The following is an 11287-nucleotide window of genomic DNA, read 5'->3' as shown; positions in this document are numbered from 1 at the left end:
GAAGCGCGGCGCGCTCAGGCAGGGGGCTCGACAACCGCCTGGACGGCGAGGGTGGCGTCGCTGGTCTCGCCGGTGACGGCGCGGAGCATGGGCAGTAGTTCGGAACCAAGGGCGAGGCGTTCGGCGGGGTCGGTGACCCCCTTCCACTGCTGCACCGCACGGCCTGCCGAAGCGCGGGTGAACTCATGCTCGGTGCCCCAGACGTGGGCCTGGAGGCCGGTGGTGTGCAGGTACCAGCGGGCGGCCGCCGCCGGCTGTCCCATCAGGTGGGCGATCCAGCCGCGCAGCTCCCGCACGTTGATCGTGTGCGAGTGCGCGGCACCGAAGGCGGCCGTGAACTCCCGGTCGATCTGTTCGGCCTCCACGTTCGCCACGGCGAGCCGCTGCGGGTCGACCGGGGGGACGCACGCCGCGGTGACCGCCGCGATCCGCCAGCGGTACTCCGCAGGCGGCGGCGGCACCTCCGTCTGCCCCACCGCGGGCGGCGCGGCGCCCGGCTCGGCCGGGGCAGGCACCGCCGTGGCCGGGGTAGCGGAGCCGGCGGTGTGCCAGAAGCTGGGACTGACGATTCCCCAGGGGGCGTGAACGGTCTGGTCGGTGTTCATGGTGCTCCCGGTTACTGGGGGACGATGCGGCGGACGGCGACGATGCGGGTGATCGGGCTGCTGCTGTTGCGCCAGCTGCTGTACGGGACGATCCGGGTCTGCACTCCGGTGCGGGGTGCCTCGATGATCAGGCCGCTGCCGATGTACATGCCGACATGGCCGGGCGAGGAGGCGGATCCGCCCGAGCCGGGCGTGAAGACGAGATCGCCGGCCAACGGCGCATCCATGCTCACGGCCTGGCCCTCGTTGACCTGCGTGTAGGTGGTACGGCTGATGGTCACCCCGGCGGCTCGATATGCCTGTTCCATGAGGCTGGAGCAGTCGCACCAGTGCGCGGGGTTCGAGCCGAGCGCGTTGGTGCAATCGCCCCCGAGGTGATACCAGCCGCCCTTTTGGTAGAGGGCCCAGGCGACGGCTTTGCGGACGGTGTCCGGGGCGTGGGCCGGGATGGAGAAGTCCTTGGGCAGGTCCACCGGCCCGCTGGGTGCGGTGGGTGCGGTGTACTTTTTTGCACTGGCCATGATGTCCCGGACGTAGCTGTAGGTCTGGCCCCCGGCGAAGGACGGCGGGGGTACGCCGCGGTAGTGCATTACCGCTCCCCAGCCCGCGTTGTAGCCGGCCAGGGCCAGTTTGATCGGGTCGTCCTGGTAGCCGGACTTCTTGGCGTCCTTGAGCAGGTCACACATGTATGCGCCCTGCGCCATGATCGCGTCCGGCGGGTCGAAGACGCTCACGACGCCGTTGCCGTTGGCGTCCTTGCCGTAGCTGCGGAAGGTCTCCGGGATGAACTGGGTGAGCCCCTGGGCGATCACCGCGCCGGTCTTGGGGTCCTTGGACTGGGCGGTCGGATCCCAATTCGACTCTGCTTCGATCTGTGCCGCCAGGATCGGCGCGGGCAGCCCGGGGCAGGCGCCGGCAGCCTTCTCGATCCATGGCGCGAATTGGGGTGGTACCCCCTTCAGGCCACCGCCGATCGCCCCCGTGTTCGGGTTCGCGCTCGCGACGTCTGATGTCGTGGTCTGGATCGTCACCCCGGCTATGAGCGTGAAGAACGCGGCCGCCCCCGCCCCCGCGCTGATCAGCAGCTTCTTGGCCACCCCGCCCCCCGTTCCCTCCCCTGCCGCCACCTACCGGCGTATGGCATCCGCACCCATGGCCTGCTCAAGAGCCCGCCGGTGATAGCGCCAGGTCCGCCCCGCCTTCAGCGACGGCAGGTCCCCGGCACGCGTCATCCGCATCACGAGCTGGTAGTCCAGCCGCAGGTACTCGGCGGTCTCCCTCGCGGTGAGGACCTCGGGCCACTCCCGCGGCTGTGCCTTGCACGCGCAACGAGAGGTGGTGTCGCCCTCGCGGTCTTGACCGGCGTCGTCAGCTCCGATGGATGCCACCAACGGCCTCCCAAACAGTCCGGACATACTGGTTTGATCAAGGACCGTACCAACTCACAACTGAAACCACAGCAGTGAACAACGGTCACTAAAAGTCATAGACAGACTCAGAGGCTCCTTGCTAAACATGTCCTTTGATCAACTTGCGTCTGGCGAGCGCAGGCATCGAGGCACGTTGGGGGCGGTGCAGCTATGGCCAGGGGGGTTCCGCAACCGGAACAGCTGGAACCGCACGTCCGGTTGGTAGTGCCCGTCATGGCCGCAGCCGGCGGCAACGGCCGCTCAGCGGTCGCAGGCCTCCTCGCGGACGCCTTCGCCCTCCAGGGCGAAACGGTCCTGCTCGACACCGTCCCCCGCCTCGCGTCGCCCTGGCCCGGATGGATCGCGACCGCGGGCGAAGGCCTCGCGGCGCTCCCGCCGGACCGGCCCGCCACTCGACCTCAGGCCCGCGCAGCCGCCGCGGTGGCCGCAGCATCCGGCACCCACCCCTGGCAAGTGATGACCGATCACCTGCCCTGGCACGTCGCCCCGCTGGCGCTGCCGGACGCGCCGGAGGCGTGGCACCAGCTCGCCGCGCTCGGCGGCTGGCAGGCCGTCATCGCCGACACTGAGCACCGGTTCACCCAGGACGTGATGACCTCCCGCCACACCGGCACCGCAGGGCTCGGCGCCCGCTGGTGCTCCCTGCCGTGTGCGGTCCCGGTGCTGTGCGCTGCCGCGACCGGCGAGGGGATGGCCGCGTTGCAGACCGCGGTGATGGCCGCCGAGGCCGAGGGGCTGCCGCTGGCCCGCATGGTCGTGGCCGTGGTGGCCATGAGTGAGGGACGGCTGCCTGCCCCCGTCAAAGCCGGCGCCACCATGCTTCAGCCGAAGGTCGGCTCGATCGTCCAGGTGCCGTACGACGAGCGGATCCGCTCGCACGGCCTGCGCGACGCCGCCCGCCTCAAACCCCGGACCTTGGCGGCCGGACGCCAGCTGGCGGCAGCCGTCTTGTCATCGGCGCACACGTCCTGGGGCGAGACGCTCCCGCACGCCGCCGTCCCCGCCGCCTACACGGAAGGAATCACGCACCGTGGCCTCGCACCTCAAGCCGCTGATCACCCTTGCTGACGACCCGCTGAGCCCCAAGCAGCCCAAGAACCTCCCCGGCAACATAGGCACGTCCACCGACAACCTGATCGGCTGGTCCCTGACGGGAGCGCTGATCGCCTGCCTGCTGGGCTTCATCCTCGGATGCGCGCTGATCGGTGTCGGCCACAACACGGAAAGGCCTGACATGGCCGCCCGCGGCAAGCGATCAGTGCTGTGGTCCCTGGTCGCGGCCGCAGGCGTGGGCACTGTCTTCGGTCTGGTCAAGGCGTTCTACAACATTGGGCAGGGCTGAGGCCCATGTCCCTCGCTTCACTCGACCAACGCCGCCGGGCCGCGCGCCGCCGTCTCGCACTGCTCGCCACCGGAATCCTGATCGGCGGCGCGGGTGTCACAGCCTTCTTCGTCCTCGGCCCCGGGGGCTCCAGTGACGACGCCAGCAAGCACGACGTCAGCCCGTCTGCATCCGCGCCTGCGGTAGCCCCGACCGGCGGCTCGAACACCCCGACTCTGCTGCCCAAGGCAAAAGAGGTGAAGGAGGGGGTACCGGTTGGCTACCCCCACACCCTGGAAGGCGCCATTTCCGCTGCCGCTCACTACACCGACGCCAACGACCTTTTCACTCCTGAGGCGGCAGAACGGCAGGCGAGAGTCATCGCCGAACCGAACTATCTGGGAATGATCGGGTCTTACGCGCGCATGTCTGCGCAACAGGTCAGGAAATCCCGAGGCCTTCCGGAGAACGGAGAATCAGACACCGCTAACTTTTACGTCAACCAGGCCCGTGCATATTCCGTCGCGTCAGCCGAGTCGGACAAGGTGACGGTATGGCTCCTCGTCGACGCCACCATCTCCGTCAAAGGCGTCAGCGAGAACGCGAACCAGGTACGGGGAGCCATCATGGTTTGGGCAGATGGCGACTGGAAGATGAGCTTTGACAGTCTCAATGACCTTCCGGACAGCAAGCCGTCATCAGCTGTCCCGGGTAGCCCCCAGGCTCTCGCGGAAGGATGGCGCGCCCTTGCGTATGAGAAGTGACTGGCTCAGTAGAACTGCAACGGCGTTCGCGATCCTGATCGCCCTGCTGGCCGTGGCGCCGGTAGACGCGTTCGCCGACCCGAAGCCAAAGGTTGCGACGAGTCTTGCCGAGTGCATCCAGCTTTGGAAAGACAAGCAATCCAAGTCAGAAGCTGCTAAGCCCTGTGGGGCGATCTCCAGAAAAGAATGCGGCGACAACCCCGGAAAATGGAAAGGGAAGGAGTGCACGGAATTCCTCTCGCTTACCGTGGGCAGGAAAATTCCAGAATCTGGAGAGAAGTGCGGAGGACACGGCGACCCAGACATCATGGGCGGGGTCTGCGACGCCGCCAAGAAGGTCGAAGACGTTGTTAAAGACCCGGTCGGCACCATCGCCACAGCCGCGTTCGACGCCGTCTCAGGAAACTTCGGGAAGGCAGCAACGGAGATCCTGAACGGTCTGACCGACGTGTTCCTGAAAGTGTCGGTCATCGACCTGAACAACAAGGGGCTGCTCAACGTCTACAGCATGACCTGGGCGCTTTCCTCGCTGGTGGCGCTCCTGCTGATGATCTGGCAGTTCGCGAAGGCCGGCTACAGCGGTGAAGGCGTCGCCGCTGCCACGGCCATCGCCGGTCTCGCCAAGTGGGCCGTCACCACCCTTGCCTCGCTCGCCGTCACCCAGGCCGCGCTCGGCGCAGCGCACGAGATCAGCGTGTGGATGATCGACCAGTACCGGGACGGCGGTGGTGAGAAGGCGTTCAAGGACTCCCTCAACCACGCCTTCAACTTCGACGGGATCACCAACACCGCGCTGGTGCTGCTCCTGGCGATCCTCGCGGCGCTGGTCTCGCTGGTCCTGTGGGGCGAGATGCTGCTGCGGCAGGCGGCCATCCAGGTGCTGGTGGCCTGCATGCCGATCGTCGGTACGGGCGGCATCATGCAGGCGACAAAGGAGTGGTTCCCCAAGGCCAGGAGCGCCTTGATCGCGCTGATCCTGATCGAGCCGGTCGTCGTGCTGATCTTCGTGATCGGGTTCTCCACCACCGGGCAGGCCAAGGGCCTCAAGGACATGCTCGTCGGCCTCCTGACCCTCGTCCTGGCGGCCGTGGCATGGCCTACCTTGGCCAAATTCATGACCTTCACCTCCGTCGGCGCCGGTGGCTCCCTTGCCTCGGGCCTGCTCGGGGCGGCTGGCGGCACGGCCGCCAGCCTCTTCGGGTCCGGCGGCGGAACTCCGTCCGGGGCCGGCGCGGTCGGCAACGGCCGCTCCTTCACCCAAGCCGTAGAGGCCGAGAACGACGGCGCGGTCGCCCAGGACGGTGCCGCAGGCCGGGCCCGCGCCGGCGGGATGGCCTCGGGCCTGGCGGGCATGGGCAAGCTCGGTGCCGCCGCCATGGCACTCCAGGTCGCCAAGGCCGGCAAGGAGCTCACCGAGGGCAGCATGGAGGCCATGGCCGCCCACGCCGACCTCGGCCCGGGCAAGGACATGGGCGGGCACATCAGCATCCCCCCGCGCAGCGGCGAGCCGCCCGCCGGCCCGGCCCCCGCGGACGACACCGGCGGCGGAGGAGCTGCTCCGCCTTCGCCCCCGCCGGGAGGACCGGCGGACCGCTCGGGGCCGCCGCCCTCGGCTCCGCTCGACAGCGCGGAGCCGCCGCCCGCCCCGTCGCCGCGAGGCGAAGCCCCGGCCGAAGCGAGTGCCGCGCAGTCGGACCCCGTCGACATGAGCTGGCCGTCGACGCCGCCCGCGGCACGGACCGACATGAGCAGACCGTCAGAGCCGGCGCAGCCGCAGGACGTCGATATGAGCTGGCCTTCCGCGCCGGCCGCGCCGCCGCCCCCGAAACAGGGGCCCGGTGAGAGTGGGGGGACGACGTGAGCCAGGACCGACCCCTGGTGTATTCGGGCTGGCAGTCCGAGCGCCAGGGCTTCATGGGCTCGATGTCGCTGACCGGCTGCGTGCTGGTCGCTGCGGCCGCCCTGTCCATCCTGATCCCCATCTACGCCCAGGACATCTCCGGCGAGCTGATCGGCGTGCCGCTCGCCATCGTCCTGTTCGCGCTGGCCACGGTCCGCATCTACGGCATGACCGCGGATGAGTGGGCCTCGCTGGCTATCCGTCATCAGATCAACGTGGCTGGAGGCAGAGACGTGTTCCTGAGCGGGGTGTTCGCCCCCCGACGCCGTACGGACGACCAGCAGCCGATGGACCTGCCCGGCGTTCTGGCCCGACTGCGGATCCTGGCCGCCCCCACCGGCGGCCAGGAGGAGCTGGCCGTCGTCTACGATCCGCTGGAGAACACCTACAGCGCCGTGCTGGAGATCCGCTACCCGGGCCTGGCTCTGGAGGACACCGACCAGATCAACCGCCGCGTCGCCGCGTGGGGCGCGTTCCTGCGCGCCCAGTGCGTCGAGGGCGGCCCGATCGTGCGGATCGCGGTGCACGAGCGGTCCCAGGCGGACGACGGCACCGCGCTTCAGTCCTGGACCGCCGCACACACCGACCCCGATGCCCCGCGGGCCGCGGTCGCTGTGGTGCAGGAACTCGCCGCGCGGGGCGGGACCGTAGCCAACACCCGCGCCACCTTCCTGACCCTCACCCTGTCCGCGTCCCGGGCACGCCTGGCGATCAAGGGTGCGGGCGGCGGCCGGCTCGGTGCCTGCGCGGTCCTGGTCCGCGAGATCACCGCCATGCACTCCGCGCTCGCGGCCGCCGACCTCACCGTCGTCCGCCGCCTCGCGCCCCGGGAGCTGGCCCAGGTCATCCGCACCGGCTACGACCCAGACGCGGTCAGCGAGATGGCGCTGCGCAACGGCGCCGCCGAACAGCGCGGATGGGACGGCGTCGAGCCGGGCGTCGACCCGGAGCTCGCCGGGCCCGCCGCAGCGCAGACCGCATGGGGCACCTACCAGCACGACGGTGCGATATCGGTGACCTACCAGGTCCGCAGCTGGCCCGCCTCCTCCGTCTACGCCACCTGTCTGCAATCCCTCCTGCGCCCGAGGCCCACCGCACGCCGCTCGCTGACCCTGGCCTACGAGCCGCTCGGGCCGCGCCGGGCCCGGGCCGAGCTGTCGAAGGAGCGCACCAAGCGTGACGTGGCGCGCCGGCTGCGGGCGAAGACGGGGCGGATCGAGTCGATGGACGAGCGGGCCGAGATGGCCCGTTCCCTGGAGCAGGACATGGCCCGCGCTTCCGGTCACGGCATCGTCCGCTTCACCGGGCTGATCACCGTCACCGTCACCGACCCCGAGGAGCTGGAGACCGCGTGCGCGGAGCTCCAGCAGGACGGCGCCGCCGCAGGCCTTGAGCTGCGCCGCATGTGGGGCGCCCAGGACGCCGGCTTCGCCGCCGCAGCCCTGCCGCTCGGGCAGGGCCTGCCCGCCCGACGGGCGGTGATCTGACATGGCGCTGCCGTTTCTGCGCTCCCGCGACCGGGACGACGACACATCCCTGCCGACCCAGGACTTCGGGCAGCTACTCGGCGACGGCCGGCCCCGCCCGGCACCGGCGCCCAAGGGCAAGAAGAAGACGCGCGAGGGCATCGGCTTTGTGCCGCCGCGGCGTGGCGTGAACGCCGCCTACGCCGGGCGCGCCGCCAATGAGGCCAGTCCGGAGGTACACCGCGCGGACACCTCCCAGGTCTCCGGCTTGTACCCGTTCCTGCATGCGAGCAGCCTGCCGCCGGTCGGTGCGTACATCGGCTGGAACGTCCTGTCGATGCGCGCGTTCTCCGCGCACCCCAGCGTGTGGGTGGCCGAGGGGCTGGTCACCAACCCCAACGTGATGATCACCGGCATCCCCGGGTCGGGGAAGTCTGCCCACATCAAGGCGTTGGCTTTGAGGCTGATGGCGTTTGGCACCCACACCCTGATCGCCGGGGACGTCAAGGGTGAGTACGGGGACCTGTGCCGCTACCTCGGCTACGAACCCCTCCTCCTGGGTCCCGGGATGAAGGGCCGCCTCAACCCGCTGGACGCCGGCCCCCTGGGCCAGGGGCTGGACAAGGTCACCGACCGCGGCGAGCTCATGACCCGCCTCACCGAGATCCACCGCCGTCGGCTGTCGCTCCTGAAGGCCCTGCTCGAACTCCAGCTGCGCCGGACGCTGCTGGCAGAGGAGGAAGAAGCGGTCTCGGCGGCGATCCGGGAGGTCACCGGGGAACTGGCCGGGAAGACGAAGCTGACCCCGCCGACGCTGCCGGCCGTCCATGCGGCGCTGAAGGATCCGACGAAGGAGATGGCGTACGAGCTGCGGGTCCGCGACGAGGACATCCAGACCACGCGCGAGCTCACCCGTTCCATCCGGGCCGCCCTCGGCGCGATGGTCAACGGCCACCTCGGCGGCCTCTTCGACGCCGAGACCAGCTCGGAACTGGACTTCTCCGCCCCCATCCAGTGCGTCGACATCTCCCGCATGAAGTCCTACGGCGACGACATTGTGAGCATGATCCTGACCTGCGTCAGCTCCTGGGCGCAGGCCGCCATCGATACCCCGGGCCCGCCCCGGCTGGTGGTTCGTGACGAGCTGTGGCGGGCGATGCGCTCCGGAGGGTCCTCCATGGTCCGCAAGATCGACTCCGACCTGCGGCTCTCCCGCGCCGACGGCACCATCCAGGTCCTGGCCACGCACCGATTGACGGACTTCGAGGCGGTGGGTGCCGCGGACTCCGAGGCCGTCGCCATCGCCAAGGACATGATCAGCAGCTGCGAGACGCGCATTCAGCTTGCCCAGGACTCCCGCCCGCTCCAGGCGATCCAGGAAGCGGTCGGGCTCACCGACGCCGAGTACGAACTGATCAGCTCCTGGGGCAAAGCCCACGCGGGCCGCGCGCTGTGGAAGGTCGGCAAGGCCGGCAGCCACCCGGTCCAGTTGCACCTGACGGCTCTGGAAAAGAAGTTGTTCCATACAGACGAGCGGATGACGGCATGAGTGCGGGAGGGAAGCCCGCCAGCAGCGGGGGACTGCTGGCGCCGAGCCTGCTGCTCGGCGGTATCGGCGTCGCGGCCTGCACGCTGGTTACGGGACCGGCGTCCGCGCTGCTGTCTGGCCGCGGCTGGGCGACGGCCAAGGCGGACCCGGTCACCACCATCATCACCGCCATCGCCCAAGACCCCGGGAAGGCCTGGACCCCGGGCCCGCCCGGCTGGCTGTTCTGGGCGCTGACGGTGCTGGTGTGGGCAGTGCTCGGGTGGGCCGGCCTGTGGCTGTGGAAGCGCTTTGGCAGCCCGCAGCAGGGCGGGGCGCAGTGGGGCGGCGCGCGCGTCGAGCGGAAGCTCAAGGTCGACGAGGCACCGGACAAGCGGCGTAACCAGATTACGGCCGGCCGCGGCATGAGCACCAGGAAGATCGTGGCGTCTCGCCCGAACATCTCCGCGACCGTCTTCGGGGTGCCGGGCAGCAGTAAGACGACCGGCCTGGTGCTGCCGAACGCGGCTGAGTGGCAAGGCCCGCTGGTGGTGACCACCACTAAAGCCGCTGATTTGGACATCATTTACGCCCGCCGCCGGGCCCTGGGCCCGGTCTGGGTCATCGCACCGGCCGGAATTCCCGGCCGGCCCACCCAGAAGTGGTCGCCGGTGGACTACTGCACCGACGCCAAGGCCGCCGACCGCATGGCCGCCTGGATGGCCGAGGCCGCATCCTCCAGCGACGACAAGCGCGCCGCCCCCTGGATCGACCAGGCCAAGAACGTCCTCAAAGGCGTGCTGCTCGCCTCGCACCTGTCCGGCGGCGGCATCAACGGCATGCGCAAGTGGCTCGGCCTCGGCAAGGACGCCGTCGACCACGTCCGCGCCGTCCTCCTCCAGCACGGCTACACCGACGTCGCCGACGACTACGCCTCACCCTGGCTCCGCCTGCACGAAGACGGCATCGGCAGCATCCAGTTCTCCCTGAACGTCCTGGCTCGGGTGTACGCGGACGAGGAGGTCCGCGAGACGTGCAGCAGCACCGACTTCACGGTCGAGGAGCTCCTGGATCAGAACGGCACCGTGTGTCTCATTGCGAGCGAGGCTGACGCCGAGCGTTTCGCGCCGCTGTTGACCTCGATCATCGCGTCGATCATCCACGGCGCCGAAGTCCGCTACAACAGCACCGGCACACCGCTCGACCCCTCCCTCGGCGTCATGGTCGACGAGGCCGGCAACATGCTCCGCTACCCCCGCCTGCCGAACATCCTGACCACCGGCCGCGGCATGGGCATCGACCTCCTGACCGTCTGGCACGACCTCTCCCAGCTGCGCGAGCGGCTCGGCACCCAGAAGGCGAACACCGTGCTGTCCGCGAGCGGCCTGCGCATGCTGCTCCCCGGCTGCGGCGACCTGGAGACCCTGCGCTACTTCTCCGGCCTCTACGGGCGCACCGAGACCCTGCGCACGTCCGTCGGCCACTCCCAGGGGCAGTACTCCACCAACACCTCGACCACCGAGACCGACCTCGCCCCCATCCACTCCCTGCAGCAGCTGCCCGACTTCACCGCCATCGCCCAGTACTCGAACCTGCCGCCCATCAAGGTCAAAATGCGGCTCACGTTCCGCGACAAGGACCTCAAGAAGCTCCTCAACCCCGCCGCGGCGCAGGGAGGCGTGAGTTTGACCAAACCCACGAACAAGGCCAGCAGGATGTTGAGGAGGGTCATCAGCCGTGTCTGACCCGTTGGACGACCTCGCGGGCCAGTGGCCCTCACCACCGGACGAGGAAGACGGAGCGGAGCCGGAGGAGCCGGAGCCGCAGCGGTGGGTGTGGGCGGCCATGGAGCCGGCTGAGCGGCGCGCCCGGCTCCGTGAGCTCGCCGAGTGGGTCGACTGGCTCCGGACCACCTTCGCGCTCCACAACGCCATCCCGCGGTGCTGGTACATGCACCAGCCCGTTGTCGAGCACCTCACCGCGCTCTACGCCGGGTGGCTGCGCGTCTACGCCGGCGAGCCACCGGCCGGACTGGCCGAAGCCGACTGGATCAACACGCTGCACTCATTCACCCCGCGGCTCCAACTCGCCGCCTGCGCGACCGGCACCCACCAGGAACCGCCCCCGGTCGTCCCGCCGCCACCCGGCGCGACGGAGACCTTCGAGCTGTACCTGTCGACGTCGCAGGCGACCACCGCGGCAGCCCGGCATCCGGCCCAGGCCGAGCTGGACCGGATGGCCGAGGCGGCCGACCCGCCCCTGTAGCCAGCACACAC

11 protein-coding genes are annotated in these 11287 nt (G+C 69.7%); 8 read left to right on the top strand and 3 right to left on the bottom strand.

Translation table 11 applies throughout. The features are described from left to right. Nucleotides 1-14 precede the first annotated feature (14 nt). The 3 genes from AB0435_RS12575 to AB0435_RS12565 are packed head-to-tail and all read right to left on the bottom strand — an operon-like array spanning nt 15 to nt 1993. Nucleotides 15-605 (bottom strand): hypothetical protein, encoded by a 591-nt coding sequence (locus AB0435_RS12575; RefSeq protein WP_366426872.1) that lies wholly within the window; start codon nt 603-605, stop codon nt 15-17. 11 nt (nt 606-616) lie between these two features. Continuing rightward, nucleotides 617-1702 carry an NlpC/P60 family protein gene (locus AB0435_RS12570; RefSeq protein ID WP_366426871.1) on the bottom strand — a complete coding sequence of 362 codons (1086 nt, stop codon included), beginning with the start codon at nt 1700-1702 and terminating at the stop codon, nt 617-619. Between the two features lie 30 nt (nt 1703-1732). After that, on the bottom strand, nt 1733-1993 hold the full coding sequence (locus AB0435_RS12565) for a helix-turn-helix domain-containing protein (protein ID WP_366426870.1): 261 nt from the start codon (nt 1991-1993) through the stop codon (nt 1733-1735). Nucleotides 1994-2248: 255 nt separating this feature from the next. Here AB0435_RS12565 and AB0435_RS12560 point away from each other — a divergent pair, with 255 nt between their 5' ends. The 8 genes from AB0435_RS12560 to AB0435_RS12525 are packed head-to-tail and all read left to right on the top strand — an operon-like array spanning nt 2249 to nt 11276. Next, nucleotides 2249-3103, top strand: a complete 855-nt coding sequence (locus tag AB0435_RS12560) for a hypothetical protein (protein WP_366426869.1) — start codon at nt 2249-2251, stop codon at nt 3101-3103. After that, the gene (locus AB0435_RS12555) at nt 3066-3377 is read left to right on the top strand and encodes a hypothetical protein (RefSeq protein WP_366426868.1); all 312 of its coding nucleotides are present in this window, start codon (nt 3066-3068) and stop codon (nt 3375-3377) included. The genes AB0435_RS12560 and AB0435_RS12555 overlap by 38 nt, the downstream gene beginning before the upstream one ends. 5 nt (nt 3378-3382) lie before the next feature. Next, the gene (locus AB0435_RS12550; protein ID WP_366426867.1) at nt 3383-4120 is read left to right on the top strand and encodes a hypothetical protein; all 738 of its coding nucleotides are present in this window, start codon (nt 3383-3385) and stop codon (nt 4118-4120) included. Then, the gene (locus tag AB0435_RS12545; RefSeq protein ID WP_366426866.1) at nt 4104-5981 is read left to right on the top strand and encodes a hypothetical protein; all 1878 of its coding nucleotides are present in this window, start codon (nt 4104-4106) and stop codon (nt 5979-5981) included. The genes AB0435_RS12550 and AB0435_RS12545 overlap by 17 nt, the downstream gene beginning before the upstream one ends. Continuing rightward, nucleotides 5978-7507 (top strand): SCO6880 family protein, encoded by a 1530-nt coding sequence (locus AB0435_RS12540; RefSeq protein ID WP_366426865.1) that lies wholly within the window; start codon nt 5978-5980, stop codon nt 7505-7507. The genes AB0435_RS12545 and AB0435_RS12540 overlap by 4 nt, the downstream gene beginning before the upstream one ends. Before the next feature lies 1 nt (nt 7508). Next, nucleotides 7509-9035: a type VI secretion protein gene (locus AB0435_RS12535; protein WP_366426864.1), complete on the top strand. Its 1527-nt coding sequence runs from the start codon at nt 7509-7511 to the stop codon at nt 9033-9035. Continuing rightward, entirely contained in the window at nt 9032-10756 is a 1725-nt protein-coding gene (locus AB0435_RS12530; protein ID WP_366426863.1) for a type IV secretory system conjugative DNA transfer family protein, read from the top strand. Before AB0435_RS12535 ends, AB0435_RS12530 begins: the two co-directional genes overlap by 4 nt. Further along, a complete protein-coding gene (locus AB0435_RS12525; RefSeq protein WP_366426862.1) occupies nt 10749-11276 on the top strand; it encodes a hypothetical protein in 528 nt (175 codons plus the stop codon). Before AB0435_RS12530 ends, AB0435_RS12525 begins: the two co-directional genes overlap by 8 nt. Nucleotides 11277-11287: the final 11 nt, after the last annotated feature.

Source organism: Streptomyces sp. NPDC051173, from assembly GCF_040689515.1.
Classification (GTDB): Bacteria; Actinomycetota; Actinomycetes; order Streptomycetales; family Streptomycetaceae; genus Streptomyces.
This window is presented reverse-complemented; position numbering and strand designations above follow the sequence as displayed.

What these genes read in the sequence shown, in the direction of transcription:
- AB0435_RS12575 (WP_366426872.1), bottom strand. Translation starts at nt 605, where the DNA reads ATGAACACCGACCAGACCGTTCACGCCCCCTGGGGAATCGTCAGTCCC.
- AB0435_RS12560 (WP_366426869.1), top strand. Translation starts at nt 2,249, where the DNA reads ATGGCCGCAGCCGGCGGCAACGGCCGCTCAGCGGTCGCAGGCCTCCTC.
- AB0435_RS12550 (WP_366426867.1), top strand. Translation starts at nt 3,383, where the DNA reads ATGTCCCTCGCTTCACTCGACCAACGCCGCCGGGCCGCGCGCCGCCGT.
- AB0435_RS12535 (WP_366426864.1), top strand. Translation starts at nt 7,509, where the DNA reads ATGGCGCTGCCGTTTCTGCGCTCCCGCGACCGGGACGACGACACATCC.
- AB0435_RS12530 (WP_366426863.1), top strand. Translation starts at nt 9,032, where the DNA reads ATGAGTGCGGGAGGGAAGCCCGCCAGCAGCGGGGGACTGCTGGCGCCG.